General features: G+C 61.7%; 24 protein-coding genes and 1 tRNA gene. 7 read left to right on the top strand and 18 right to left on the bottom strand.

All coding sequences use genetic code 11. The annotated features are described in order from the left end of the window. Positions 1-32 precede the first annotated feature (32 nt). The 7 genes from ricT to ruvA form a co-directional block, all read right to left on the bottom strand. Complete coding sequence (gene ricT, locus GM415_RS10715) at positions 33-1,157, bottom strand: regulatory iron-sulfur-containing complex subunit RicT (protein WP_158948010.1); 1,125 nt, start codon at positions 1,155-1,157, stop codon at positions 33-35. Positions 1,158-1,326: 169 nt separating this feature from the next. Then, a complete protein-coding gene (locus GM415_RS10710) occupies positions 1,327-1,722 on the bottom strand; it encodes a response regulator (RefSeq protein WP_158948008.1) in 396 nt (131 codons plus the stop codon). Positions 1,723-1,824: 102 nt separating this feature from the next. Next, on the bottom strand, positions 1,825-2,706 hold the full coding sequence (locus tag GM415_RS10705) for an MBL fold metallo-hydrolase (RefSeq protein WP_158948006.1): 882 nt from the start codon (positions 2,704-2,706) through the stop codon (positions 1,825-1,827). Then, positions 2,706-3,566, bottom strand: a complete 861-nt coding sequence (locus tag GM415_RS10700; RefSeq protein WP_158948004.1) for an HDOD domain-containing protein — start codon at positions 3,564-3,566, stop codon at positions 2,706-2,708. The genes GM415_RS10705 and GM415_RS10700 overlap by 1 nt, the downstream gene beginning before the upstream one ends. 108 nt (positions 3,567-3,674) lie before the next feature. After that, positions 3,675-6,086 carry a DNA internalization-related competence protein ComEC/Rec2 gene (locus tag GM415_RS10695; protein WP_158948002.1) on the bottom strand — a complete coding sequence of 804 codons (2,412 nt, stop codon included), beginning with the start codon at positions 6,084-6,086 and terminating at the stop codon, positions 3,675-3,677. Between the two features lie 14 nt (positions 6,087-6,100). After that, a complete protein-coding gene (gene ruvB, locus GM415_RS10690; RefSeq protein ID WP_158948000.1) occupies positions 6,101-7,090 on the bottom strand; it encodes a Holliday junction branch migration DNA helicase RuvB in 990 nt (329 codons plus the stop codon). Further along, positions 7,087-7,704: a Holliday junction branch migration protein RuvA gene (ruvA, locus tag GM415_RS10685; protein ID WP_158947998.1), complete on the bottom strand. Its 618-nt coding sequence runs from the start codon at positions 7,702-7,704 to the stop codon at positions 7,087-7,089. Before ruvA ends, ruvB begins: the two co-directional genes overlap by 4 nt. A 154-nt stretch (positions 7,705-7,858) precedes the next feature. Here ruvA and GM415_RS10680 point away from each other — a divergent pair, with 154 nt between their 5' ends. Continuing rightward, positions 7,859-8,329, top strand: coding sequence for a hypothetical protein (locus GM415_RS10680; protein WP_158947996.1), 471 nt, complete (start codon positions 7,859-7,861; stop codon positions 8,327-8,329). 74 nt (positions 8,330-8,403) lie between these two features. Here GM415_RS10680 and ruvC read toward each other — a convergent pair whose 3' ends face one another. From ruvC to GM415_RS10665, 3 genes are read right to left on the bottom strand one after another with little or no spacing between them, the layout of a single operon-like run. Continuing rightward, positions 8,404-8,910, bottom strand: coding sequence for a crossover junction endodeoxyribonuclease RuvC (gene ruvC / locus GM415_RS10675; RefSeq protein ID WP_158947994.1), 507 nt, complete (start codon positions 8,908-8,910; stop codon positions 8,404-8,406). 1 nt (position 8,911) lies between these two features. Next, entirely contained in the window at positions 8,912-9,655 is a 744-nt protein-coding gene (locus tag GM415_RS10670; RefSeq protein ID WP_158947992.1) for a YebC/PmpR family DNA-binding transcriptional regulator, read from the bottom strand. A 55-nt stretch (positions 9,656-9,710) separates the two neighbouring features. Beyond that, on the bottom strand, positions 9,711-10,310 hold the full coding sequence (locus tag GM415_RS10665) for an RlmE family RNA methyltransferase (RefSeq protein ID WP_158947990.1): 600 nt from the start codon (positions 10,308-10,310) through the stop codon (positions 9,711-9,713). Between the two features lie 68 nt (positions 10,311-10,378). Here GM415_RS10665 and GM415_RS10660 point away from each other — a divergent pair, with 68 nt between their 5' ends. Both GM415_RS10660 and GM415_RS10655 read left to right on the top strand, forming a co-directional pair. Further along, positions 10,379-11,890 carry a glycosyltransferase family protein gene (locus GM415_RS10660; protein ID WP_158947988.1) on the top strand — a complete coding sequence of 504 codons (1,512 nt, stop codon included), beginning with the start codon at positions 10,379-10,381 and terminating at the stop codon, positions 11,888-11,890. Between the two features lie 78 nt (positions 11,891-11,968). After that, positions 11,969-12,044 (top strand) — tRNA-Ala (locus GM415_RS10655). A 791-nt stretch (positions 12,045-12,835) separates the two neighbouring features. Here the strand turns inward: GM415_RS10655 and GM415_RS10650 are convergent. Then, positions 12,836-13,447, bottom strand: coding sequence for a hypothetical protein (locus GM415_RS10650; protein WP_158947986.1), 612 nt, complete (start codon positions 13,445-13,447; stop codon positions 12,836-12,838). A 161-nt stretch (positions 13,448-13,608) separates the two neighbouring features. On the opposite strand from GM415_RS10650, the gene GM415_RS10645 reads away from it, so the two are divergent. The 3 genes from GM415_RS10645 (at position 13,609) to GM415_RS10635 (ending at position 17,035) form a co-directional block, all read left to right on the top strand. Beyond that, positions 13,609-14,316 (top strand): hypothetical protein, encoded by a 708-nt coding sequence (locus tag GM415_RS10645; protein WP_158947984.1) that lies wholly within the window; start codon positions 13,609-13,611, stop codon positions 14,314-14,316. A gap of 86 nt (positions 14,317-14,402) precedes the next feature. Beyond that, on the top strand, positions 14,403-16,325 hold the full coding sequence (locus GM415_RS10640; protein ID WP_158947982.1) for a copper resistance system multicopper oxidase: 1,923 nt from the start codon (positions 14,403-14,405) through the stop codon (positions 16,323-16,325). Further along, entirely contained in the window at positions 16,322-17,035 is a 714-nt protein-coding gene (locus GM415_RS10635) for a copper resistance protein B (RefSeq protein WP_158947980.1), read from the top strand. Before GM415_RS10640 ends, GM415_RS10635 begins: the two co-directional genes overlap by 4 nt. Positions 17,036-17,049: 14 nt before the next feature. Here GM415_RS10635 and GM415_RS10630 read toward each other — a convergent pair whose 3' ends face one another. Then, positions 17,050-17,631 carry a dienelactone hydrolase family protein gene (locus GM415_RS10630; RefSeq protein WP_158947978.1) on the bottom strand — a complete coding sequence of 194 codons (582 nt, stop codon included), beginning with the start codon at positions 17,629-17,631 and terminating at the stop codon, positions 17,050-17,052. Positions 17,632-17,798: 167 nt separating this feature from the next. Here GM415_RS10630 and GM415_RS10625 point away from each other — a divergent pair, with 167 nt between their 5' ends. Next, the gene (locus GM415_RS10625; protein ID WP_158947976.1) at positions 17,799-18,305 is read left to right on the top strand and encodes a DinB family protein; all 507 of its coding nucleotides are present in this window, start codon (positions 17,799-17,801) and stop codon (positions 18,303-18,305) included. A gap of 21 nt (positions 18,306-18,326) precedes the next feature. On the opposite strand, the gene GM415_RS10620 is transcribed toward GM415_RS10625, so the two are convergent. The 6 genes from GM415_RS10620 to GM415_RS10595 are packed head-to-tail and all read right to left on the bottom strand — an operon-like array spanning position 18,327 to position 25,982. Then, the gene (locus GM415_RS10620; RefSeq protein ID WP_158947974.1) at positions 18,327-21,005 is read right to left on the bottom strand and encodes a molybdopterin-dependent oxidoreductase; all 2,679 of its coding nucleotides are present in this window, start codon (positions 21,003-21,005) and stop codon (positions 18,327-18,329) included. After that, on the bottom strand, positions 20,998-21,981 hold the full coding sequence (locus GM415_RS10615; protein WP_158947972.1) for a radical SAM protein: 984 nt from the start codon (positions 21,979-21,981) through the stop codon (positions 20,998-21,000). Before GM415_RS10615 ends, GM415_RS10620 begins: the two co-directional genes overlap by 8 nt. Next, positions 21,978-23,093: an ABC transporter ATP-binding protein gene (locus GM415_RS10610; protein ID WP_158947970.1), complete on the bottom strand. Its 1,116-nt coding sequence runs from the start codon at positions 23,091-23,093 to the stop codon at positions 21,978-21,980. Before GM415_RS10610 ends, GM415_RS10615 begins: the two co-directional genes overlap by 4 nt. Next, positions 23,093-24,196, bottom strand: coding sequence for an ABC transporter ATP-binding protein (locus tag GM415_RS10605; RefSeq protein ID WP_158947968.1), 1,104 nt, complete (start codon positions 24,194-24,196; stop codon positions 23,093-23,095). The genes GM415_RS10610 and GM415_RS10605 overlap by 1 nt, the downstream gene beginning before the upstream one ends. Further along, on the bottom strand, positions 24,193-25,053 hold the full coding sequence (locus GM415_RS10600; protein WP_158947966.1) for a carbohydrate ABC transporter permease: 861 nt from the start codon (positions 25,051-25,053) through the stop codon (positions 24,193-24,195). Before GM415_RS10600 ends, GM415_RS10605 begins: the two co-directional genes overlap by 4 nt. Next, the gene (locus GM415_RS10595) at positions 25,053-25,982 is read right to left on the bottom strand and encodes a carbohydrate ABC transporter permease (protein ID WP_158947964.1); all 930 of its coding nucleotides are present in this window, start codon (positions 25,980-25,982) and stop codon (positions 25,053-25,055) included. Before GM415_RS10595 ends, GM415_RS10600 begins: the two co-directional genes overlap by 1 nt. Between the last annotated feature and the right edge of the window lie 42 nt (positions 25,983-26,024).

Genomic DNA, 26,024 nt, shown 5'->3' with positions numbered 1-26,024 from the left:
CTCGTGCCTGGCGGACCATTCCGCCTGAACCATTATTTCTTCGGCCTGCGTCTGCGGCGCCTGGGCCGGCGCGACCGTTTTTCGGCTTCTTCCTTCTGGGGGCCTTCCGCCGTCCGGCCTCCGGACTCGGCGCGGGCCGGGGCTTCATCACCCTTGGCCGTCTCCTTCTCGGGACGGTCCGGGGTATCCTCCCCCTTCCGACCTGCCGGACGCTTTGCCGGCCTGGGGGGCCTAGCGTTTTTGTCCGGCCCCTTCTGACGGGGCTCGGCATCGGCATCCGCGGAACGCGCGGGTTTCCTCCCGCTCCGCCGTCCCCGGTCCATACGCGACTTGGCCTCGTCGCTGGGCGGCTTGTTAACTATTTCATTCCATTCGTCAATGGAAACTTCCTTCTCCTCAAAATCTTCCGTCAACAAAGACAGGGATTTATTGAAGAAATTTGACCTGAGCACTTTCACGGAACCAAGCGAGGTAGTATACTTCTTCCCCACGCGCGGACACATGCGGTGAAACTCCTCATAGCCCTCCTGCTCAAAACTCAGGCAGCAAAGCAGCCTACCACAAATACCCGATATCTTTGTTGGATTGAGGAACAGATTCTGTTCCTTGGCCATCTTGATGGTCACGGGCACAAACTTGCGCATGAAGCGACGGCAACAGCAGATCTGGCCGCAGTTGCCGATGGCGCCGAGCATCTGCGTTTCGTGACGTACCCCTATCTGGCGCAATTCTATGCGAGTTCGGTATTCACGGACCAGGTCCTTGATCAATTCACGAAAATCGATGCGGCCCGGGGCGGTGAAGTAGAAAATCATCTTGGAGCGATCGAAAAAGACCTCCACGTCCACCAGCTTCATGCCCAGTTTGTGCTTGGAAATGCACTTGCGGCAATACCGGAAGGCATCCTCGGAGAGGGTCTCGTTCTCGGCGACGGACTCCATGTCCTTTTCATTTGCCAAGCGGTAGATAGGCTTGTGGGCGTCCTCGTCCCCTTCCTGCTCCTTGGGTGCCTGGCGGATCAGGATGACCTTGCCCAACCCCATGCCCTGGTCTGTCTTGACGATGACGTGCTGCCCTTCCCGGACAACAAACGGCCCGGAACCAAAATAGTACACCTGACCGTAATCATTAAATTTAACACCAAGTATTTGGCTCATTGCGTTGTATTCCCGTTTATCTGGACCCCCGTCTTGCAGGGGGAAAAGTGTCGTGCGAAAGAGGTAACATATTAGAAAACGGCGGAGTGGGCAAATGGGGATAGGGACGCGAAGACGGCAGGACACGCGCCTGCGCCCTGCCGAGCCGCTTGGGGAGGAATCACGAAGACTAGAGCAGGCCGAGGCTCTTGACCTCGGTGATCAGCTTCTCTTCGTCGATGGGCTTGACCAGATAGGAGGTTGCGCCGCCCAGAAAGAACGCGTCGTGGGTCTCCTTTTCATCGTCGAGCATGGTTGTAACCACGACCTTGGCCTCGGACTGGGGACCGACCTCGAATTCCTTTTCGATGGCGCGTATCTCCCGCAATGCCTGCTGGCCGTCGAGTTCCGGCATAAGCAAATCAAGACATATGAGGTCGTAGGGTTCACCGGCCACAAGGCTGCGGCGAAACGCTTCGATGGCTTCCTCTCCATTGACGGCAATGTCGCAATGGGCGTGGGGCCGGAGGATCTCGTGAATCATGTTCCTGCTGTAGAAGTCGTCATCAACAATCAGCGCTTTCATGCTCATCCTCCCTGCACGATTTCTCATTTGAATGGATTTGATTATTTCGCATTATCCCGACCAAAAAGCAACTCTACGCCGCCCGAATTTATCACCGTAGCGTCAAACCGACACATCGTCACCCTCGCGCGCCGGGGCAAACTCGATGCCGGAGTCCGCCCACTCATCCCTAAGCGAGGCGAGGACCGCATCCAACTCATCGTCGGTCCGCGTAATTTCATGATGGGTCATGTAGAGCCTGCCCACCTCGGCATCTCGTGCCAGTTGGAGTGCCTGCCGGTAGGTGGAATGCCCCCAGCCGCGTCGGACGCGGTACTCCTCTTCGGTATACTGGCTGTCCGCGATGAGCACGTCCACGCCGCGCACCGCGTCGACCACCATTTCGTTTCGCTCCCGAACAATGCGCTCGTACTCTCCGTACGGCTCATCGCCAGGCTCGTAAATATTGTAGAACCGCTCGTGATCGCCGGTGTAGAAGAGGGACTTTCCGTCACACTCGATGCGAAACCCGAAATTCATGGCAGGATGATTGAGGAGGGAGGCGGTCACCTTGGCGAACCCCAGGTCCACGGTCTGCCCTTCCCTGAGGGTTTCATAGACGATTTCGGCCTCGAGTTCGGCGACGCGCACCGGGAAATGGGGATACTCCATCTGCTTTGCCAGGACGGTCTCAATGCCCGCCATGGCGATGGGGTCTGGCGGCCCGTGGATGATCAGGCGGTTGCCCTGCACAAAAAGCGGCACAAAAAAAGGCAGCCCCTGAATGTGGTCCCAATGCGTATGGGAAATGAACAGGTGCGCCTCCACCGGCATGGACCGGGCCAGCTCAAGTCCGAGTCCCCTGATGCCGGTCCCTGCGTCAAGGATGATCAGGTCACCGGAGTCCGAACGCACCTCCACGCAGGCGGTATTGCCACCATACCGGACCGTATCCGGACCAGGCGCGGGCAGGGAGCCGCGTGTGCCACGAAACCGGAAACGCATTACCCGGCCTCTCCCAGCTTGATGAAAATCCTGGCGCGCTCAACTTCTTCGTCAAGGGTGGCCATTTCGCCGATCAAACCATCCAGGTCGGAAGCGAATCGGGCCGCCACCGGCCCGGGCAGGGGCCGGACGGTATAGCTGCCTGCGGAACCGAAGGCCAGCTTCTTGCTGATCTGGTCCGCCGCGAACACGCAATCCACCAACTGCGAAGGAGCGCCCACATCCGGCGCGTGGTGCCGCGCAATAACATCCCTCAACTCTCCGGGCAGATTCCATTTTTCGGCCAACATCGCACCCATCTCGCAGTGGGTCGCCCCGAGCACGTCCTTTTCCGCCTCTATCAGCGATGCGCCTGGTTCGCTCATGCGCAGCCGCACTTCGGCGAACCCCTCGGACATATAGAGGGCGAAGACCACCTTGCCGATGTCGTGGAGCAATCCGGCAGCGAAATAATCGGCGGCCTCGTCACGGGACACCCCGAGCATGGCGCCGAGCATGCGGGCACCGGCGGCCACAGCCAGGGAATGCAGCCAAAAGGCTCCCATGTCCATGCCCGCCTCGCCGGAACCGGGCATGGCTCCCACGGCCGCAAGGCCCAGGGCCACATTCTTGAGGGTGTTCAAGCCGAGATAGACGCTTGCGTGATTGATGGAGGTGATTTCCCGGGAAAGGCCGAAATAGGGGGAATTGACGAGTCTCAGAATCTTGAGCGTAAAGACCGGGTCCTTCTTGATGACCTCAACCAATTCCTTTTGGGAACAGTTGATGTCGCCTGCCAGTTTGAGCACCCTGTTCACGCTCTTGGGGAACGCGGGCATGCGCTCTACGGCGGCCATCAGTTTTTCCGTATCTGCCTGCATCGGTTCAACGCCTCTTCCAGCCAACGGTTACGCCACATCAGCGATGCGACATCCGATTAAAATGCAACTCTCGACTTATTGCAGGAAAGCATAGAGATGGCAAGCGGTTCAAGGCAAAAACGCCTTTACGGCCATCTCGCCCTGCCCATCCCACGCCGCCGTAAGCAGTCCGTGCCTTGAAGTGAGTACCACGGGCACGCCAACTGCATGGACCACGCGCTCATGCGGGAAACCATACCGATTGAGGTAGCCGTCGGAGCAGAGAGCCACCTCGGGTGATACCGCCCGGTACAGGGCCGGGCTCAGGCTGGAGCGGCTTCCATGATGAGGCAGCACCAGCACCTCAGCCCGCAGGTCGGTCCCGGCTTGCAGCACAGCGCCGAGTCCCTCCTGCTCAACATCGCCCGGCAACAGGGCCAGGCCCCTGCCCCGGCGCACGAGATGAAGCACCAAGGAGCGCTCATTTGCACGGGAACTCTTGAACGAGGCGGCGGGATGCAGAACATGAAAAGAAACGTCAGGGCTCAGTTCCAATTCCTCACCCGCATGCAGCGGCACCGGAGCGAGGTCCCGCGCCTTGAGCACGGCACGCATCCGTTTTCCGGTACGTCCGCGCGGCAGCATGCCGTTGGTGTAGAAACGATCAACCCGGAAACGGGAAAGCACAAAGGGCAACCCATGACTGTGGTCCGCATCCGGGTGGCTCATGAACACCCCGTCAAGCCTGGGCGGCCTGCCATAGGTCAGGTACGGTGCAACCACGAACTCGCCCATGTCGAAATAGGTGGAGCCGGCCCCGCCGTCGATGAGCCAGCGGTGGCCGCCCGGAGTACGCAGGAGCGCGGCCTGTCCCGTCCCCACGTCGATGAGCGAGAGCCGCACCTCGTCCCGCGCATCGTCCAACATGACCGCGACCTGAGGCCAGACCAACAGCGCAAATCCCAGTCCGGCCAGGAGCGGCAAGGCCCGCCGGTTGGCTACAGCGAGGAAGGCCGCGAGCAGAAGCACAACCCCGCCGAGCATCTCGGGCCACAGAGGGCGCAACACGGAGAAGACGGGGAGCATGCCGCCTCCTTCGGCCAGTCGAAGCAGCGTCAACAGCCAATCCATCAACGTAGCCCCGCCCGTAAGCAGGAGACCGCCCAAAGGCGCAGTCCAGGAGAAGGCCGAGAGGAGCATGCCCGTCACGCCCAAGGGCATTACCGCCAGGCCGAGCGCGGGAATCCAGATCAGATTGAACAGAATGTCAGGAGTGAACGAACCGAAATTCCGTGAGATGAGCGGCAGGAGCGCGAGGTTGGCGCAGAGGCTGATCCCGAGGAGACCGCCCGCCCACAGCAGAATACGCCGCCCCCGCACCGAAACTGCGGAGAGTCGAGCGTGCAACGGCGGATACAGGACCGCGATCCCGGCCACGGCCACGGCGGACATCTGGAGGGAGAGATCGAACACGGAAAACGGCGACAGAAAAACAATGACCGCCAAAGCGAAAAAAAGACCGTCCAGGAGCACCCGTCCCCGCCCCCGGAGAAGCAGGAATCCCCAGAAGCCGAACATCACCGCCGCCCGAATGAGGGACGCCGAAGGCTGCCCGAGCCAGGCATAGCCCAGGACCAGAGGCGCGGCCAGCAAGACCGCCAGCTTGGGGCGCGGCAGAAGCAGGAACAGAGATGGATAGAGTCGCCCGATGATCCAGGCCAGCGCGAGCCCCATGGCCGCCACGAATCCCACGTGCAGGCCTGACAGGGCCAGGGTATGCGCCAGCCCGGCACGGCGGGAGGCATCGACCGTGGCAAGGGAAAGGCCGGAGCGATCTCCGGTAACCAGGGCCAGGACCATGGCCCCGCCCTGGGTGTCGGGCACCTTATCGGCCACGGCCCGGCGCAGGCGCGACTTGAGCGTATGCAGAAGGGAATCGGGCGGCTCACCCCAAGCGGGAGCGGCTTGCCGGTCGGCGGGCCACCCCCGCCACTGAACGCCCTGCCGCTGCCAGTACCACTCAAAGTCCCAACCACCGGGATTGCCGAAATTGCGCACCGGCACAACCTTCATGCGCATAGCCAGCGCCTGTCCCGGCAAAGGACGATAATCGGGATTACGCCAATTCCAGACCAATTGCCCGTCCAGGGCGTACTCCTCGTCGCCCACCCGGCAAACGACGTCCCGCAACAACACGCGCAGCCCTCCACCCATGCGCGGCTCGGCCCGCTCCACTACGGCTCGGACCTCGGCAGGCTGGCGGGCCTCAACCCAGGCCGGTATGGCAACCGCATCGGGCGCGACCCAGGAGGCGTAGCCGAATCCGGCGGCTGCGCAGAGAACAAACGCCAACACGGGCAACCGCCTCGCCCACCCGCGCAGAGAAGCGTCCGCCATGACGAGAACCGCCAGCGCGGCCAGGGAGGCCGGGGCATCCCGAAAGGCGAAGATGCCGAGGACAAAGGCAAGAAAACAGGACTGCCAGGGAAGCAGGCCGGGCACGGGCCTGGACGGAACCGAATGTGGGTCGGGGCTGTGCACGCCGCTTTCGCCGATCAGATCAGCCGGTGCTGGTCTTCGTCTTCCATGCGCAGCTTGAGGTGCTGATAGGCCTTGGCCGTGGCCACCCTGCCACGCGGGGTGCGCTTGAGGAAGCCGCACTGGATGAGATAGGGCTCGTAGATATCCTCGATGGTCCGCACCTCCTCGGCACAGGCCGCGGCGATGGTCTTCAGGCCGACGGGACCGCCATTGAAGTGCTCGACCATGAGCGAAAGGATCTTGCGGTCCATGTTGTCCAGGCCGTACTGATCCACATCCAGACGCTCCAGGGAGGACTCGGCCAGCTCGCGCGTGACCCTTCCGTCGCCGTGCACCAGGGCGTAGTCGCGCACGCGGCGCAACAGCCGGTTGGCGATGCGCGGAGTACCGCGCGCCCGGCTGCCGATGGCAAGCGCGCCCTCAGGGGCCACTTCAACGCCGATGATGGACGCCGAGCGCTCCACAATGCGGCCCAGTTCCTCGGGCGTGTAAAATTCGATGCGGAAGATGCAGCCGAAGCGATCTCGCAACGGCGAGGTCAACAGCCCGAGCCTGGTGGTAGCCCCCACCAGGGTGAATGGCTCCAGGTCAAGCTTGACCGTGCGCGCGCCCGGACCGGACCCGATAACCAGGTCGATCTGGAAATCCTCCATGGCCGGGTACAGGACCTCCTCCACAGTGGCGGGCATGCGGTGAATCTCGTCGATGAACAGGATGTCGCCGCGCTCCAGGTTGGTCAGGATGGCGGCCAGGTCGCCGGAACGTTCCAGCACCGGCCCGGAGGTGGAGACCATGTTCACGCCCAGCTCCGAGGCCATGATCCGGGCCAGGGTCGTCTTGCCCAGGCCGGGGTTGCCATAGAACAGGGTGTGGTCCAGGGGACGCTCCCGCTCGGTGGCGGCCCGGATGAAAACGTCCAGGTTGGCGCGCAGGTCGTCCTGGCCGATGAAATCACTCAGTTTCCGGGGCCGGACATTCTCTTCCGGGAGGGTGCATTTGCTCATGAGCGTGCCGCGTTGATTTTCTTGAGCACGGCGCGGATGGCTCCGGCGGCGTCAAGGTCGGGTTCGTCGTCGAAGACTTCCAAAATAAGGGGCCGAATTTCGTCCTCAGCGTACCCCAGGGACTTGAGGCCCGCAAGGGTGTCCAGATACTCGCCCTGCGGCCCCTGGGGCGCGGCGGCCTTACCGGGGACGGACGCGGACGGCGTCAGCTTGGACACCTTGTCCTTGAGAAACCAGAGAATCTGCTTGGCCGACTTGGGGCCGATGCCCGGCACGGTGGAGAGTGTGGTCACGTCTTCGCGGAAGGCGATTTCCCGGAGGTGCTCGGCGTCGAACATGGACAGGATGGCCATGGCCTTTTTCGGCCCCAGCTTGTCGATGGAGATGAGGGTGCGGAACAGTTCCAGGTCATCGGCCTCCAGGAACCCGAACAGGTCGATGGCCTTCTCCGCCACCTGGGTATGAACGAAAAGCGCCACCTCGCCGCCCTTGCCCGGCAGACGGGCCAGGACCGATGTTGGTGCGGCAACCTCGTAGCCGACCCCGCCCGGGGTCAGCAATGTGAGCCCCTTTTCTCCGGCGGACAGCACCGTGCCTTGCAGATATCCGATCATGAAAATCCTCCGTCGGAGGGTTGTATCCCAATACCGAACGCAATACAAAGGGTATGGACCGGTCCGCCGGGGAGCCCCCTGTTTCCGATTTTGTGACCTTGTCCGGCACCGTACCGTATAGTATAGGGATAGCAAACCAATCACAGGAGTGACCATGAAACGCATCACCGTACTGCTGGCGGCCCTGCTGCTCCTGGCCTGGGCCACCACAGCCCCGGCCCAGGACCCGCGCAGCGCACAGGACGAACTCATCTCCCTGGTGGGAGAAGCGATCGTCCAGGAAACCACCCAACGCTCCGAAGAGGTCCGCAAGGCCCGCGACGTGCTCGACGTCATCCTCAGGCGTGGCGGTACGCGTACCGAACGCGAAGAAGCCGAGCGGGATCTGGAACGAGCCGAAGGACGGTACGCCGATTCCCAGAAGAAGCTCGACCACGCTCGCCTGGAAGCCTATGCCGACCGTTGCGGCAAGTCTCCCTCCGAAATACAGGCCATGCGCGACTCCGGCATGGGCTGGGGCCGCATCGCCAAGGAGTGCGGCATTCACCCCTCCGCTGCCGGAAAGGGCAACAAAGGTAAGGGGAAAAGCAAGAACAAGAGCAAGGGAAAGGGCAAGAAAAAATAGCCGTCCCTGACAAACTGAAACAAAAAAGGCCGCCGGAAAATTTCCGGCGGCCTTTGTTTTATATATCTTTCAAGCTATACGCCCGTGAGCCTGCGTAAACGCCGCTCGTTCAGATGGCAGATGGCCACGGCCAGTGCGTCGGAGGCGTCTTCGGCCCAATCGGGCTTCTTGATGCCGAGACAGTGGGCAACCATGAAGGCCACCTGATCCTTGGGCGCGTTGCCCACGCCCACGAGGTTCTTTTTCACCTTGCTCGGCTCATACTCCGCCATGGACACCCCGTGGACGGCGCAGGCGGCCATGGCCGCCCCCCTTGCCTGCCCCAGCTTCAGGGCGGATGAGGGGTTCTTGGACACGAACACGTTCTCGATGGCCCCCTCGACGGGTCCATGAGTGCGGATCAGCTCGGCGAGCCTCTCAAAGATCACGCCCATGCGCGTGGCCATGTCCTTTTTGACGGGCGTACGGATGGTGCCGGTCTCGATCAACTCGGCCCGGCCGGACAGCTCGCGGACGATGCCGTAGCCAGTCACCCGGGAGCCGGGATCCAGGCCGATGACAATGAGTCCGCCGTCTCCCACGCTATTCCTCGTCGAACAGTTCGTCCGGGAAGTCGGCGTTGAGGTAGACCTTCTGGACGTCCTCGTTGTCTTCAAGCAGGTCGTACAGGCGCATGACCTTCTTGCCGGTCTCCACGTCCACGGGCACGAGATTCTCGGGAACCTGGCTCACCTCGGCGGACTCGAATTCCATTTCGGCGTCGGTAAAGGCCTGCTGCACGGCCATGAAGTCCGAGGGCTCGGTCTGGACGGTGAAGGTGTCGCCGTCGTCGATGATGTCTTCGGCACCCGCTTCCAGGCCCACTTCCATCAGGTCGTCTTCGGTGTACTTGTCCTTGTTGAAGACGATGACGCCCTTCTTGTTGAACATGTAGGCGACTGCGCCGGCCTCGGCCATGTTGCCGCCGGCTTTGGAAAAGGCATGACGGATTTCGGCGACCACACGGTTCTTGTTGTCAGTGGCCACGTCGACCAGCATGGCCACGCCACCCGGACCGTATCCTTCGTAGAGGATCTCCATGATGTCGCCGCCGGCCAGTTCGCCGGTGCCCTTCTTGATGGCGTTGTCGATTTTGTCTTTGGGCAGGTTCACGGCCTTGGCCTTCTGGATGGCCAGACGCAACCCGGAGTTGTCGTCGGGATTACCGCCGCCCGCCTTGGCGGCCAGGATGATATCCTTGGCGGCCTTGGTGAAAAACTTGGCTTTCTTGGCGTCCTGACGCCCCTTGCGATGCTGGATATTTGCCCATTTACTATGTCCGGCCATGATTCCTCCTCAAAATATGGTCAGAAAATTCATTTTCATTTTTCGGTCGGTTACTTTATACATCCGCGCCCTTAAAGCCAAGCGCGACGATGAAGATTTCCTTTGATTCGGATCGGGAGCTGTAAGGCTTGAAATTCTTTATCTTTCCAAAATACGGCCGAAGCGAATCCCGATACTCCTTGGTCTCACCGCCCTCAAAAATCTTGACGGCGAAGTGCCCGCCCTTCTTGAGGTATTTAAGCGCCACCTCAAAGGCGCGCTCGCACAGCTCCAGCGAGTTGGCCTGGTCCGCGAACTTGATCCCCGTGGTCTTGGGAGCCATGTCGCTGATAATCACATCAAACGGCACAAGCGGCTCGATGGCCTCCAGAAGCTCCGGCGAATCGGAAAAGACATCGGCCTGCAAAAAGGTTATGTTCTCCGGGAACGAGTGCTTGGTGTCCTGGATGTCCACACCGAGCACATGCCCCTCCCGACCCACGCGTTCGCCCGCGAACTGGGTCCAGGAGCCGGGCGCGGCACCAAGATCAAGCACGTGCTGGCCCTTCTTGAAAATACCGAACCGCTTGTCCATCTCCTTGAGTTTGTAGACGGAACGGGCGGCGTAATTTTCCTTTTTGGCGCGCTTGAAATATTTGTCCTGATATTGTTTCATGAGGCGCTCCTTGATCGGCGTGGAGCGTTTCCGTACCCGAATATGCCCGAAAAGCCAAGCGTGAAACCGTGACCAGACCTGTCAGAATCCAGATCACCAACGAACTGGGCAACCGCCAGACCCTGCCTTCGGACCGCAGTCAGTTCGAAGTAATTCCCGGTGGCGAAGGCGTCATCTTCCTGGGCCTGGGCCCGGAACCGGAACTTTTGCGCAACCATTTCCCGGACGTGCGCGAGGCCCGCTACGTGGAATGCCCCACCATGACCGGCCAGATACGAAATTTCGAAGCCCGCGTTCCCGTGGACTACACCCCCCTCCCCCCGGAGGAATTCACGCCTGAACTGGCCCGACAAAGTACAGTCCTCCGCTACCGGCCCGGCCTCAAGGCGTTCCCCTCGTTCTGGGCTCCCCTGGCGGCCCGCACTGCGGCCTGCCGCCTGCCCAAGACCGCCCCTTCCCGCGTAGTCTGGCTTCCCTCAGGCGAAGGAGATCTCTTGGGCAAAGAGCTGACCCTGGCCTTTGAAGAGAAGGGATACCAGGTCCGGACCCTGGACCCTGAAACGCTGGAACGCTCACCCGGAACGGAGCTGCCCGCGCTCCTGTCCCGCGAACGCCCCGCACTTTTCTTCTCCATCAACTTCAAGGGGCTGGAGCCCTTCGGTCTGGCCTTCCACCTGCTACGCGAGGCCGGAGTCGAAGTAGCGGTCTGGCTGGTGGATAACCCATTCCACATCCTCACTTCGGTCAAGACCGGGGCCTGGAAGGAAGCGCGGTTGTTCGTCACGGACCACTCTTTCATCGCACCGCTCATCCGCGCCGGAGCCAGGCGGGTAACGCACCTGCCCCTGGCCGCCAGCCCGCCCCTTTTCGCCACGGGAGGAAGCCTGCCGGAGCACGCCCGTGATCTTGGCGGTCGGCTCGTCTTCGTGGGCCGCTCCGAGTTCCCGAAAAAGAGCAAATTCTTCGCCGGACTGACGCCCAATCCGCGCATTCTGGAGGAGGCCGTGACCATGTTGGAGAAGGGGGAACGCCCCCATTTCCACTGGTGGCAGGAACATATTCGCGCCACCCTTTGGCCGGGTAACGAAATCAGGCACGTAGGCGTGGGCGCCGAGGTGGCGGGTTATGCCTGGAAGGTCCGCTGCCTGGCCGCAGCCGGGCCGGAAGCCGTTATCTTCGGCGACGAAAAATGGGGGCAAATCAGCGAGATAACCGCCGAGACACGCTCTCCGCTGGATTATTACGCGGCCCTGCCCGCCGTGTACCGCGCCGCCGCCGCGACCCTGAACGTCACCGGCATGCAGCTCCCGGCGGGCCTGACCCAGCGGCATTTCGACGTCTGGTGCGCAGGCGGCTTCCTGCTCACCGACGCCAACCCCGGCCTTCAGATTTTCCCGGAGGCGCTAGTGGAGCAAATCATGTTCAAGACCCCGGCAGACATCCTCCCGCTCTTTTCGCGATTCCGCGAGGAAACCCCGGAAAAAACCGAACTCCGCGAGGCGTGGCGCAAACACATTCTCAGCGACCACACCTACGCCAACCGAATCGACACAGTGCTTACCGCCGCAGGCCTGGAGTAACCCGGCGCATTTTCTCTCCGGCCCCATAGAAAAACTCTTGTTTCCCCCGGCAAAAAGGGCTATCAACCCTTCTTCAACGGGGACGTAGCTCAGCTGGGAGAGCACTGCCTTCGCAAGGCAGGGGTCGAGAGTTCAAATCTCTTCGTCTCCACCAGAAAACAGAAGGGACTTAGGAAGCAACCTAAGTCCCTTTTTCGCATTTGTAGATCAGTCTTTCTGATTTTGGTTTACACCCCCTCGATCATTCCGACGCAGGCCTCCATGCTGAAAAAGCGGCTGGCTTGGTACAAAAATCAGACAGAATCAAAAGGGCGGAGAAAGTCCGCTGAGATACGCGCTGACGCCCTTCCCACATAGCTGAAGGGAGGGGTATGGGGGCGCTGGGGCCAAGGATCGAAATGGCGTTCAAGTAAATGACGATGCCGCTTTCGATCTCATCAACAAGTATGTGATGTCCGAGACCAAGTTCGACGAAAAGAATGCGGACGCCGCGTACGACAAGTACCTGGGGTATGCGGGCGTTAAGAAGACAAAGCCTGTGCCCCTCTGGAGGCAGAGGGAACCCCGGAAGAGGATGGACGCGGGAAGTAGTGGCAACCAAGGAGAAGGCGGATGCCGCTCCCCTCCAAGGAAGGGCAAGAATGGGTCGATAGAACCAAAGAGTTACTTCTGTTCAAGATGGAGTCCGGCCTACGAAGCGGCGAGTGGGATGAAACCAATCCCAACCAGTTATAAGAAAAAGCTTTTGATTCACACTCTGGGGCGTATCTGGAGGCTGGCTTGGCAATTTACCCAAGAGGATGCCGATACCCTCTGCCCCTTCACCCAAAATGGAATGGCCCATGGACCACGCGTCTTCCGGAAACGTGTCCATGGGCCGTTTTCCTTCGCACCCCACCAGCTGCCATCCAGCAGGGTTAGGAAATATACTGTTTGCAGCTCGGATCAGTTGCCCATGGGCACCCCCAGCAGATCGATGCCGCCGCTCGAACCGCTGTTTCCTCTGTTCGGCGTGCTGCCAGGCCCGTCGTTGGTCCAGCGGGCACCGCAGCACTGGGCCCGGTAAGCGTAAGCCTGGGACAAGGCGTGGCGATACTTGTTGAGCTTGGTCTGCAGGTTGTTGCTCATAATCCGATTGCTGTTGCTCTTGGCGCTCTTGAAGGTATTGCCTTTGCCGTACTGATTCAGCACCTGCTTGTGCTTCTGGTCCGCAACATACACGTATACGTCGCCGTTGGAGGACCGGTAGGTTCCGTAGACCTTCATAGGCACACCCTTGACGGTCACGGAACTGGGTTTCGTCCATTTATTGTACTGAGCCTTTGAGGCATGACCGTAGCGCATGAGGGAATAGGCTCCCCGGTGCTGGTAATTCCGCTCCCATTTGTCCACGAGCGCCTGGGCCTTCTTTATGAAAGCCTGTTTTTCTGCGCATTGTTTCTTCAACTGAACCGGATCGTTGGGACAATAAATGGTATCGTCGGCATAGACACTTCCGGTCCAGACCAAACCGACCACCCCAAACAAAAGAGCAAGCGAAGCTAGACGAATCAACACGAAAACCTCCTCATCTTCGCGCCACAACTCAAGCTACCTGTACACATATTCATAAGTTATGGCAACGCAAGGTGACTTGCCCCCGGTTCGACATTACTGGTCAAAGACACGGACGGATGGTATGGAAACGGTATCTCCCGTCCCGCAACAAAGGAATGCCCATGTACCAGACCTCCTTTTTCTTTCGGCGCGGTTTCGTCCCGGCGCTCCTGGCTGTCGCCCTCTTCACTGTCAGCCTGTGCCCTGTCCCGGCGGCGGCTCAGGGGACAACCCTGAATATGTCTCCTCTTCTCAATACCGCCATGCAGCAGGTACAGCGCGTTTACCTCGCACCGGCCAACATGCAACTCAGCGCAACGGCCAGCCAGGCCCCGGACCTTGTGGCCTCGTTCCTCGGCCTGGTCCTGCACCGCCAGAAGGTGGCGCTGCCCAACCACCCAAGGGCCTTCCAGGCTTTCAACGGTCTGGTCAAGGAAGCCGAGACATTCCTCTCTCAACTGGCTGCGGCGCATAACTACCGCAACCCGTCCAACGGCCAGGCCATGCCGGCCGACTATCTGCTGTTCCGCTTCTATAAAGCCCTCAACGGCGAGGATAACGCCTGGTTCATGCAGAACCGCGGCATGAATCCGGCCACTGTCAACATGCCGTTCTTCATCCCGGAACAGACAGGCGGTTCCACTTCCGTCAAACGCTACGGTCCGGCCGTGCCGGATGGTCAATTATCTCCGTATCCGGGCAAGCCCGTATCCCCGACCGGGACGCGCTCGGGCCAGGCGATTCCCAGTGGCCAGCTGTCGCCATTGCCTGGCAAGCCCGCGCCACAAACCGGGAGCAACACGCCCAGTCCCGATGTCGAGGACTTCTGAGCGCACCCTAAACTATCATGGGAGGCCCACTCGACAGTTAACTACACGCGCAGTAGTCTGAAAGACACCGCAACCAGTCAGGAGACATGAAAAACCCACTCTATTTTCCATCTTCGCAACTCATTTCCCGCCGCCGTTTCGTCACGGGGCTGGCGGCAGGCGGTGCCCTGCTCGGGCTCGGCCTTTCACCGGCGCGCCTGCTGGCCACCACAGGTTCCACAACTCCCATGCCGGAGCGCAGGGGCAACCATTTCACCTTGGACATCGCGCCCCTCACGGTGAACTTCACCGGCGCGATGCGTACCGCCACCGCCATCGGCGGCTCGGTGCCAGGACCGGTCCTGCGCTGGCGCGAGGGGGACACCGTGACCCTGGATGTGACCAACCGCCTGGCCGTGGATAGCTCCATCCACTGGCACGGCATCATCCTTCCGACGGGCATGGACGGCGTCCCGGAGATAAGCTACCCGGGCATCCGGCCCGGCGAGACCTTTCGCTACCGATTCACGGTCCGGCAGAGCGGAACCTTCTGGTACCATAGCCACTCCGGCTTTCAGGAACAGACCGGCATGTACGGGCCCATCGTCATCGAACCAAGAGACCAAGAGCCCAACCCCTGCGACCGCGACTACGTGGTCATGCTCTCGGACTGGACCGACGAAGAGCCCGATTCGGTTTACGCCAAACTCAAGAAACTCAGCCATTACTACAATTTCAACGAACGCACCGTGGGCGACCTGATTGGCGAGATTCGGGAAAAGGGGTTGGCCCGAACCTGGAACGATCGCGCCATGTGGAACCGCATGCGCATGTCCGACCGCGACCTGTCCGACGTGACCGGGTACACCTACACCTACCTGATGAACGGCAGGACTCCCTCCGAAGGCTGGACCGGCCTGTTCAAACCGGGCGAAAAGGTCCGGCTCCGCTTCATCAACGGCTCGGCCATGACTTTTTTCGACGTGCGCATTCCGGGTTTGAAAATGACCGTGGTCGCCGCCGACGGTCAGGACATCCAGCCCGTGGCCGTGGACGAATTCCGCATCGGCGTGGCCGAAACCTACGATGTCGTGGTCGAGCCTGACGACGGCGCATACTGCGTCTTCGCCCAGGCCATAGACCGCTCCGGCTACGCACACGGCACCCTCACCCCGGACATCTCACTCAAGGCCGAAGTCCCGCCCTTTGACCCGCTCCCCCTCCTGTCTCACAAGGACATGGGCATGCGCATGAATATGGGCGACATGGATGGTTCCATGAGCATGGGCGACGCGGGAAGCATGTCCATGAACACAATGGACTCGGGCAATGGTGCCATGAATGCCAAGACGAAGCGGGAGTCGGCAATGCCCGGCATGCAACCCATGGAAGGTGCAGACATGAACAACACCGTCATGGGGGCACCGGCTAAGGGGACGATGGCGTCCATGCCGTCAGAGGGCATGTCTGGGCTCGGCAAGGCCGGATACGGCAGCAACGCGCCGGTGGTCCACGTACCCACGGAATTCGGCCCCCACGTGGCCATGCGCACGGAGAATCCGCAGTACCGCCTCGACGATCCGGGCGCAGGGCTGCGGAACAACGGAAGGCGCGTGCTCTGCTACGCCGATTTGCGCAACCTCCACCCCACCCCGGACCCACGCGAGCCCGAACGCGAAATCCAACTGCATCTGACCGGCAACATGTCCCGCTACATGTGGTCCATCAACGGGGTAAAATACGCCGATGCCGAACCGCTCCGGTTCCGCTACGGCGAGCGGCTGCGCATCACTTTCGTCAACGACACCATGATGAACCACCCCATGCACCTGCACGGCATGTGGAGCGACCTGGAAACCGGCGATCCCAAGGCCATCCCCAGAAAACACACGGTCATCGTCCAGCCGGGCAGCAAGATAAGCTACCTGGTCACGGCGGACGCCATGGGCAGCTGGGCCTATCACTGCCATCTGCTCTACCATATGGCCGGCATGTTCCGAAAAGTCGTGGTCAGCGAGGAGGGGAAATGAGGAAACTGGCACTAACCATGCTTCTCCTGCTGACCCTGACGGGTGTAGCCCGCGCGGGCGGAATGGAGGACGACCCCCTGCTGGCCGCGCTGATCGTGGACAGGCTTGAAATGCGAACGGCGGACGGCTCCAACCCGATCTTCTGGGACGCCGACGCCTGGATAGGGAAGGACCTGAACAAACTGTGGTTCAAGACCGAGGGCGAATACCGCGACCAAAAGATCGAGGAGGCCGAATTCCAGGCACTCTACAGTAGGGCCGTGGACCCCAACTGGGACCTCCAGGCCGGCGTGCGCCGCGACACCTACCAGGAACCGGGCATGCCTGACCGCAACTGGCTCGCAGTGGGTTTCATGGGTACCGCACCCTACTATTTCGACGTGGATACGGCGCTCTTCCTCGGCGAGGACGGACGGACCTCGTTCCGTTTCAAGACCGAATACGAGTTCATGTTCACCCAACGGCTGGTCCTGGTCCCCGAGTTCGAACTCAACGCATACGGCAAGAACGATCCCGCCACCAGGACTGGCTCCGGCATCTCGGAGACCGAACTGGGGCTGCGCCTGCGCTATGAGATACGGCGGGAATTCGCGCCTTATGTCGGGATCAACTGGAACCGGCTCTACGGCAAGACGGCCGACTACGCCAAGGAGGAAGGCGCGGACTTCGACGACGTCCAGTTCGTGATCGGCGTCCGGCTTCGCTTCTGATACCCCGGAGGGAGCTACTCCGCTGTTTTGAAAAACATCATTGCCCGCTGTGCTATCCAGGCGGCCCATTGCTCACAGGCGGCTTCGTCGTAATTGACCGACAACGGATTCATGAAGCCGTGCCCCTGCGGGACCGTGCGGCAGCTGACATTCGGCTTACCCCGCAGGCTGCGAACAAGCGCGGCAACGTCGAAATGCGGTTCGATTTCAGGGAAGATCAACTCGATGGGGACCTTGGGATCAAGATCCGTCATGCTGCGGATGGCCGAACCGTAGACCCCGATGGCCCCGCACGCCCTGCCCGCATTATCGCCGCACACGGCGGCCCAGACCGCACCGGCACCGGCGCTGAACCCGACAAGGCAGACCGGGCTGTCTGCCTCTGCCAGGGCTTCGGACACCCGTTCGGCGTAGGCCGCATGCCCGCAACGCCCGATAAAAGTATCGTAGGCAGCCTCCTCGCTTGGGAAGGCTGGATCATACCCGCCGTACGGATCTATGATGGACACCCTGTTGGCCGCATGACCCAAGCCAGCTGCCAGACGTTCCACATGCGGGGTCCGACCCCAGATTTCCGTAACGAGCATGATCCGCATAAAGCTTCCGACTCCCCTCCGTCATCAACATCGCTGAACGGAGTCTTTACACAAAACGATGGTTCCCCTTCTTGCCCCGGCCATCGGCGCATACTACACTTCACCTCTGTCAAAGCAACACCGCTCCCCCCCGGTCCGGCGGGAGGCGACAACCCACGGAGATAATCATGTCCACACAACTGCCTGAAGATGTCCAGGCCGTACTGCTCGGCCTGAGTGACAGCCACGCCATCCTGTCCGGCTTCCTCGCCGGAGTTTCAGAAGAAGCGCTTCACACCAGACGCGGCGAAGGGTTTTGGACCATAGCCGAGCATGCCGCCCACCTGGCCGAAGTCCAGCCCATGGGGCTGATGCGAATCACGCGCATGCTGGAGGAGGACACACCGGAATTCGTTCCCTTCGTGCCCAACGAGAAGGAAGACGCGGAGAAGCCCTCGCTTCCGCCCATGACTCAGGTGCTGGCCGATTTCAAGAAGGGACGGGACGCCATCGTGGAGAAGCTCAAGGCAGCCTCACCGGAGGATTGGGGGCGACGCGCCATTCACCCTGAGTACAAGGAGTACGGCCTGCGTATCTTCGCCCGCCACATCTTCATGCACGACCACTGGCACCTCTACCGCATGGAAGAGCTCTGGCTGACCAGGGACGCCTACCTGAGCGGCAAGGGAGACTAACGAAAAGGAAACGGGAGAGCCTTACCCGACAACCAGCTTCAGCCAGTTGGCGGCGACCCGGTTGCAGAAGTCCTCGGAGCGGGCCACCAGCAACGGCAGGTCCGCTTCCATGGCCTCGAAGAAAGCGGGGCCGTAGAGTTTCTTGTATTCCGCATAGGTGTCGATCTCGCCCCGCTTGAACAGGTTGATCCAGTTCTCGACAACGGCGGAATCAACCTCCAGATGGAACTGGAAACCATAGGACACCCTGCCGACCCGGAAGCACTGGTTGGCGCAGGCATCGCCTTGGACAAGCAGGCCTGCGCCGTCGGGCAGGTCAAAGGAATCCTCGTGGAACTCCATCAGGCCGGGCAGCTCGCCGATCCCCATGAAAAGAGGGTCCGCCTCCCCTTCCGGGGTGAGCGCGTGGCGCACGAACCCGAACTCCAGGGCGTCCATGCCCCAGGTCCTGGCTCCGTGTGCCCGGGCCAGCAGTTGGGCTCCCAGACAGATGCCCGCCACGGGTTTTCCGGCCTCGTCGAACTCGCGCATGAGACGCATCAACGCGGGGAAATAGGGTGAGGCATCGTCGTCAAAGGCGTGCTGCGGTCCGCCGAGGACGACGAGTCCGTCGAACGCGTCCGGCAGCTCCGGCAACGATTCCCCGTCCGCTGGCCGCACCAGCATCAGGGAGGCGCCTCCCCGCTCCAACGCCTTGTGGAAGGTGCCGCCCGGCGCGCGCCCGCTGTTCTGCACCAGCAGGATGCGGGCCTTGACCTCGGGCTCGGGGGACACGGCCACGGACGTCTCATAAAACGGGGTGCCGTTTCCCACCTTGCTCGCCATATCAAGGGTCAGCAGGTTGAGGCCGTGTCCGGCCTTGGTCCACCCGCCACGTTCAGCCACGAGCACGTCCCGGCGCATGTCCGCGTCGGCCCGAAGGCGCGCGCGAACCTCGCCCACGGGGCTCTTGACCAGCACGATCATGCCGTCCCGCATGCCGCCCCGCTCCGCCTCCTGCGCATTGAGGGTAACCACGGGCAACGGCTCATGCTCGGCAACGGTCCGCTCCGAGCAGATGGTCCCGTGCGGTGCGATGGTCAGCAGCTTGTACGGATAGGCGTTGTCCCCGGCCGTATGCTCCGGATCGAATTCGGTCATGAACCGGAACCGGCCGCTCTCCGTGGGAAAAGTCTTGTCCTCATAGGGAACCATGGGCGCGTCAAGCCGGAACGCTTCCCGACGCAGGCTCTCCAGATCACCGCCCTGCTGCCAGATGGGGGAGCAGATACGCTGCAGCCACTCGTCCACGGGACGCCGGTACCAATCGGCAAAGGGGAAGCGGGACGCCAACTCATAAAACATGTGAAATTCTGACTTGCATTCCCCCACGGGTTCGATGGCCCTGTTCACCGGCCCCACGTAGTTATGTCCATAGCTGGCCACCACGTCGTCTTCCTCCAGGAAGGTGGTGGCTGGCAGGAACACGTCCGCCAGGTCGGCGGTGTCGTCCATGAAATGGCCGGAATAGACCACCAGTTCGGCCCGTCCGAACGCTTCGGCGATCCTGGAGGAATTGGGCGCCATGCACAGGGGGTTGCCCGCGGTCACGTAGATCAGCCGCACGGCAGGGTTTTTGGCGTTCAGGATCTCCTCGCCCACCTTGGGGATGAGGAATTGCCGCCTGGGCGGATTGAGGCCGTCGCCCCACCACTGCGAATCGTAGGGTCCGTACTCCTCGAACCCCTGACTGACGCCGCCGCCGGGTACGCCGATGTTTCCGCTGACGGCACCCAGCGCGTCGATGGGCCGGATGGAGTGGTGGGCGTACTCGTAACGGTGCAACCCCCACCCCAGCAGAGTGGAGGTGGGCCCATGCTTCATGAAGGTATTGGCCAGAATGAGCGCATCGCTGGTGGGCACCCCTGCCAGGGAACACAGTTCCTCAACGGAGTAGCGCTCCAATATGGCCAGATACTCCTCGACCCCTTCGCTGTACTTCTCCAGAAATTCGCGGTCCTCGGCACCAGCGGCCAGAATGAGCTTGGTGGCTGCCATGGCCAGATAGCCGTCCCCGCCCGGCCTGGGCTTGATGTGATGGTCGGCCAGGGCTACTGACTTGCTCTTGGCCGGGTCGATGACGATGACCTTGCCGCCCCGCTTCTTGACCTTGCGGATGATCGGCACCAGGCTGATGTTGGTGGAGACAGGATTGCGCGCCCAGAGGACGATGGAGTTGCTGTTGAGGTGGTCCAGGGGGTCGTGAGAGACGCGCTCCCCGAAATCCAGGTTCTGGGAGCCCTGCCCGGCCCCGCCGCAGAGCGAGCCGTACATGGTCGTGGCTCCGCCCAGCAGATTGAAGAAATACTTGTTCAGCAGCTTGAGCGCGGTGCGCTCGCCGTAGCCCTGGTAATAGAGGATGGCCTCGGGCCCCGACTCCTCGCAGACGGTCTTCATGGTATCGGCCACCAGGTCCAGGGCCTCGTCCCAGGAGACGCGCTCCCACTGCCCGTTCTTGCGGACCATGGGGTGGGTGATGCGCTCCGGGCTGTACACCCGGCGGATATATTTACCCGTCTTGTGGCAGGCCACCCCGCTGGTCAGCGGGTGGTCCGGGTTGCCGGTCAGACCGACCAGACGGCCGTCCTCGACGGTGGCCACGAGGCCGCAGGTATTGGGGCAGTCCCGGGTGCAGCTGGTGATGATCCTGGTCTTAGTCATGTGTTTCGCTCTCTGCCTTGTCGAGAGGTTTTGCGCCCCCCTTCGCGGGGCGCTCGGTGCGCCGCAACGCCATGCATCCGCCCTGGCACCGCCGCATGAAGTCCTTGCAGTCCAGGCAATCCTTGGACACGTTCGCCTGCCGGATGGGCCTGACCAGCTCGGCAAAGTGCCACATCAGCGCGTCCTGACTCGCGAATTCGGTCACGTCCGGCACGGTCACGTCCCGCATGGGCAGGCAGTAGGACGCGGACAAATCCGGGTGGATGTCGATGGAGGGATGGCAGACGCCGGAGAACTTCATGGACACCCGCTCAAGGTAATTCCTGTCGGCGAGGTCAAGGTCACATAACCGGACGCTGCAATCAAGCCCCGTGCGAATGCCCCGCCCCTCGCACGCCTTCACGAAACGAACGATGTGGGAGATGATCCGCCGGGTGTCGTCGTCGGTGAAGTGATCGTTGGACGCCGAGATGCTTGGGCGGGAGATGTCGTACCGGATGGACCTGACCCCGTAGGCCTCGGCCCCCTCCAGCAGGTAATCATATTCGCAGTACCGGCTGGAAAAGTTCTTGGAGAAGGTCAGCCGGGAGTCGGACTCGGCAATGTAGTCCAGGTTGCCGTGAAGCCTGTCGCGTTGTGACTGCGTATACAATGACGGGTCGTTGTAGTTGACCACGAAATTGGACACGTACGGTAGCAGCTCGTCCAGCAGCCCGCCGGGAAATACGCCGTTGGTGAACAAGACGACGGAAATACCGCTCTCCGCGGTCCGCCGGACCATGTCCGCCAGGCCGGGATGCAGGGTCGGCTCCCCACCAATGAAGGCCGCGGCAGGGATCGACGAGCCGCGCATCCAGCCCAGCAGGCGGGTGAACCGGGCCTCGTCCAGGTCCTCGGAAAAATCCGCGTGCAGCTCCCTGGCGAAGCAGTAGGAGCAGGCCAGGTTACAGCGGTAGGTGACGAAGAGGTTGATCATGCCCGCAACCGCAGTCCCGTTTCGAGATCAAAGGCGAGCATCCGCTCCTCGTTGGTCAACCCGATGCCGATAGACTGCCCCAGCGCGAGTGAAGGAACCGCCTTGCTGTCAATGAGCACCCGAAACTCCTCGTCCTTGACGGCCACCGTGGCCACGGATTTGGGCCCCAGGGGCTCAATGTCTGCAAGCTTGCCCTGGATCGGGCTCTCTCCGGCGTCGCCAAGAAACAGATTTTCGGGACGGATGCCCAGCTCGAATGATCCTTCCGTACCCTTGAGCGCACCGACCAGGTGGGCGGGGCCCCGCAGAGTCACCCCGGCCAACTCGATAAGCATCTCGCCTGAGTTCGGCAGATGCGTGCTTTTCAGCAGATTGATCTGCGGCGCGCCCACGAAGATCGCGGTGTCCCGGTCGGCGGGGTCGTCGTAGACCACCTGGGGCCTGTCCACCTGCACCACCCTGCCCTTGTTGAGCATAATCACGGTGTCGGCAACGGCCAGCGCCTCGTGGTAGTCCGGCGTGGCCAGCAGAAAAGTGTAGCCGTGGTCCCGCTGCATGCGCCGCAGTTCTGCCCTAAGCTCCACCCTGAGCTTGGCGTCAAGGCTGGACAGGGGCTCGTCGAGGAGGAACAGCTGCGGCGTGCGGATCAGGGCGCGGCCCAGGGCCACGCGCTGCTTCTCTCCGCCGCTCATGGTCTTGGGCAACCGACCAAGAACATGGGATATCTGCAAAGTCGCGGCGATGGCGTCCACCCGCTCGCGGATGGTCTCATCGCTTTCGCCCTTGATGACCAGGGGCGAGGCAATGTTGTCGTAGCCGTTCTTGTTCGGATACAGGGCCAGGTTGTCGAAGATCATGGCCACGTTGCGATGGCGCGGTTCCCAACTTCCCACGTCCTCGCCTCCGAGGATGACGCGCCCCTCGTCAGGCATCTCCAGCCCGGCAATGGTCCGCAGGATGGTCGTCTTGCCCGCCCCGGCGGGGCCCAGAATGACGGTCAGCGACGCCTCAGGCACCGTGAAATCAACTCCGGAGAGCGCCTGGTTGCTTCCGAACCGCTTGGAGACGGCGTCCACGTGAAGGACGACGCCGGTTTCCGTTTGCACACTCATCAGAATACCCTCCCGGCCACGGCCAGTTCCACCCGGCGGTTGCTGTCCCCGCCGAAAAAGACCAGGGAATCAAAATCCACATCCAGCCCCACGGAGTCGCCGGTTCGCAGAGTCTGCGCGGGCGGTGCGACCAACTTGAGATGTTCGTTGCCCACGCCCACGGTGACCACGGCCTCGGGTCCGCGCGGCTCCACGTTCACGATCCGCCCAGTCAGATCTGGCGCATCATTGATCGAGAGACTCAGGGCCTCGGGGCGGATACCCACGGTGTAATAGCCGGAGGGCGCAGCCTGTCCGGGACCGATCGAAAGCTGGAAGGCGTCCTTCTCGAAGCGCACCCCTCCCGGCCCGGCGGCAAATTTTCCGCGCATCAGATTCATGGGCGGCGAGCCCAGGAATCCGGCCACAAAGGTATGGTCAGGCTTGTCGAAAATCACCGACGTCTCCTCAACCTGAAGGATGCGCCCTGCGTTCATGACCGCGATACGGTCGGCAAGGGAGAGCGCCTCCACCTGATCATGGGTGACGTAGATGATGGTCAGGCCGATCTCGCTCTGAAGACGGCGCAGCTCCCGGCGCATGGCAAGGCGGGCCTCGGCCTCCAGGTTGGATAGCGGCTCGTCCAGGAGCAGGATCTCCGGTTTGGTGACCAGGGTCCTGCCGATGGCCACGCGCTGGAGTTCGGAGCCTCCCAACTCCTTGACGCTGACATCGAGCTTGTCGGTCATGCCCAGCAGCTCGGCTACTTCCTCCACGGCGCGGTTGATCTCAAGGATGTACTTGCCCCTGATCTCCAGGCCGAAGGCGAGGTTCTTGCGCACGGTCATGTGGGTAAAGACCGCGTAGTCCTGGAATACCAGCCCCACGTTGCGCTTGCCTGCCGGGGTGGTGACCACCGTTGCCCCGTCAATCTGAATGTCGCCCGCCGTGGGCTGCTCCAGGCCGACGATCATGTTCAATGTGGTGGACTTGCCGCACCCGGAGGAACCGAGCAGGGCCACGGTCTCCCCGGCCTCCACAGCCAGGTCGATGTCGTCCACCGCGATGACGTCGTCACCGTATTCCTTTCTCAGCTTGACCAGTTCCAGCTTGGGTCTACTCATTGCTTGATCGCTCCGAAAGTCATGCCACGGGCAAGGTGGCCTTGGATGAGATAGCCGACGATGACCAGCGGGATCATGGCCAGCACGGCCAGCGCGGCCTGCACGCCGTAGAGTGTACCCGCCGTGGCGGTCACGTATTTGGCGAGCTGTACGGGGATGGTGCTGACGTTGGTGTAGGACAGCACCAGGGCGAACATGAACTCCGACCAGTTGAGGATGAAGATGAACATGGTCGTGGCGAACAGCCCGCCCTTGATAAGCGGGATGGTCACGGTCAGATGCGCCATGAGCTTGCTTCGTCCATCAATCATGGCCGCCTCCTCGATCTCGCGAGGCAGGTCGTCCACGAAGCTCTTCAACATCCAGGTGGAGAACGGCAAAGTCACGGCCACGTAGATGGCGATGAGCCCGGTATAGCTGTCGATAAGCCCGATATTCGAGAAGATGATCACGAATGGCACCGCGATGGCCGCCGGGGGAAACATGCGCCCGGACAGGATGATTAGCGGCGTGGACTTGGAGTTGTTCCCGTAGCGGGAGATGCCTATGGCCGAGAACAGGCCGATGACCACGGACAGAGTGGTGGCGATGAAGGTGGCCAGGATGGAGCCGAACACCGCCTTGGTAGCGGGCTGACTCACGCCGCCCACACCATATTTGCCCAGGGCGTCGGGGTCGAACAGGGTCTGGAAGTTGACCAGGGTCGGCTCCGACGGAACCCAGATGGCCGGGGAAGCGTTCCAGTCGGTGGGCGGCTTGATGGCGGTCATCAGAATCCAGAAGACGGGGAAGAGGACCAGGATCAGGGCGATGCCCATGATCACGGTCTGCAAGGGGGAAAGTTTCTTGGTCATCATTACTTGTCGCCCTCCAGGAGTTGGTCGCGAACCGGTGCGAGCAGCATGTGGACCAGCAGGAGAGATCCCACGAGGACCAGGAAGGCCGCAGCCGCACCGTAGGCGAGCTGGAAGTCGTTGAAGGCCAGCTTGTAGATGTACAGGCTGATGGTTTCCGTGGAGGAGCCCGGCCCGCCGCGGGTGAGCATGAAGACCTCGTCAAAAAGCTTGATCACTTCCATGGCCCGGATGACGAAGGCGACGATGATCACCGGCTTGAGGGTGGGCATGACCACCCGCCAGAACACCTGCCGCGGATTGGCTCCCAGGATGACGGCGGCGCGCACCGGGTTCTCCGGCACGGAGTTGAGCCCGGAGAGCAGGATGAGGAAAAAGAGCGGCGTCCAATGCCACACCTCGGTGATGATCACCGCAAAGATGGCCGGAGGCGCGGACTTGAACCATTCCATCATGGCCTCTGCTCCGAAGGCGAGCTCCAGCACCTGGTTGATGGGCCCGTTGGACTGGAAAAGCATCCAGAAGATGTACCCCACCACCACGGGCAGGATCATCATGGGCGTCAGGAACGCGGAGAAGAAAAAGGACTTCCCCCGGAACTTGCGCATGAACAGGACGGCCAGCCCGAGACCGAAGGAGAACTCCAGGCTCAGGCAGATGGTCGAGATCAGGAAGGTCCGGATGACCGCGTAAATGAAGCGGGTGTCCCAGATGAGCAGCTCGCTGTAGTTGTCGAAGCCCACGAAACCGGCGTCGAAGAGGGAGCCGCGCGTGGGCGACCAGTCGGTAAAGCTCATATAGAGCGCCACGAGAAGCGGCATGACCAGGACGAGCAGGGAGACCACCTGGCCCGGCACCGTGAAGATGCGGGCGATGGTCTTGTTGCTCAGTCCCTTGCGGGTCGGCGATGTGCTGATGGCAGCCTGTGTCACGATATAAATCCCCGCCGGTCCGGGGCGTCCGCCCCGGACCGG

Origin of the sequence: Pseudodesulfovibrio cashew, from assembly GCF_009762795.1 — a bacterium.
Classification (GTDB): domain Bacteria; phylum Desulfobacterota; class Desulfovibrionia; order Desulfovibrionales; family Desulfovibrionaceae; genus Pseudodesulfovibrio; species Pseudodesulfovibrio cashew.
The sequence above is the reverse complement of the archived record's forward strand: the minus strand, read 5'-3'. Positions and strand labels throughout refer to the sequence as shown.

Coding starts and splice junctions, on each gene's coding strand:
- GM415_RS10630 (WP_158947978.1), bottom strand. CDS start 17,631: ATGCGGATCATGCTCGTTACGGAAATCTGGGGTCGGACCCCGCATGTG.
- GM415_RS10710 (WP_158948008.1), bottom strand. CDS start 1,722: ATGAAAGCGCTGATTGTTGATGACGACTTCTACAGCAGGAACATGATT.
- GM415_RS10680 (WP_158947996.1), top strand. CDS start 7,859: ATGAAACGCATCACCGTACTGCTGGCGGCCCTGCTGCTCCTGGCCTGG.
- GM415_RS10665 (WP_158947990.1), bottom strand. CDS start 10,310: ATGAAACAATATCAGGACAAATATTTCAAGCGCGCCAAAAAGGAAAAT.
- GM415_RS10705 (WP_158948006.1), bottom strand. CDS start 2,706: ATGCGTTTCCGGTTTCGTGGCACACGCGGCTCCCTGCCCGCGCCTGGT.
- GM415_RS10670 (WP_158947992.1), bottom strand. CDS start 9,655: ATGGCCGGACATAGTAAATGGGCAAATATCCAGCATCGCAAGGGGCGT.
- ricT (WP_158948010.1), bottom strand. CDS start 1,157: ATGAGCCAAATACTTGGTGTTAAATTTAATGATTACGGTCAGGTGTAC.
- GM415_RS10605 (WP_158947968.1), bottom strand. CDS start 24,196: ATGAGTAGACCCAAGCTGGAACTGGTCAAGCTGAGAAAGGAATACGGT.
- GM415_RS10610 (WP_158947970.1), bottom strand. CDS start 23,093: ATGAGTGTGCAAACGGAAACCGGCGTCGTCCTTCACGTGGACGCCGTC.
- ruvA (WP_158947998.1), bottom strand. CDS start 7,704: ATGATCGGATATCTGCAAGGCACGGTGCTGTCCGCCGGAGAAAAGGGG.
- GM415_RS10600 (WP_158947966.1), bottom strand. CDS start 25,053: ATGATGACCAAGAAACTTTCCCCCTTGCAGACCGTGATCATGGGCATC.
- ruvB (WP_158948000.1), bottom strand. CDS start 7,090: ATGAGCAAATGCACCCTCCCGGAAGAGAATGTCCGGCCCCGGAAACTG.
- GM415_RS10635 (WP_158947980.1), top strand. CDS start 16,322: ATGAGGAAACTGGCACTAACCATGCTTCTCCTGCTGACCCTGACGGGT.
- GM415_RS10700 (WP_158948004.1), bottom strand. CDS start 3,566: ATGCAGGCAGATACGGAAAAACTGATGGCCGCCGTAGAGCGCATGCCC.
- GM415_RS10645 (WP_158947984.1), top strand. CDS start 13,609: ATGTACCAGACCTCCTTTTTCTTTCGGCGCGGTTTCGTCCCGGCGCTC.
- GM415_RS10615 (WP_158947972.1), bottom strand. CDS start 21,981: ATGATCAACCTCTTCGTCACCTACCGCTGTAACCTGGCCTGCTCCTAC.
- GM415_RS10625 (WP_158947976.1), top strand. CDS start 17,799: ATGTCCACACAACTGCCTGAAGATGTCCAGGCCGTACTGCTCGGCCTG.
- GM415_RS10640 (WP_158947982.1), top strand. CDS start 14,403: ATGAAAAACCCACTCTATTTTCCATCTTCGCAACTCATTTCCCGCCGC.
- GM415_RS10620 (WP_158947974.1), bottom strand. CDS start 21,005: ATGACTAAGACCAGGATCATCACCAGCTGCACCCGGGACTGCCCCAAT.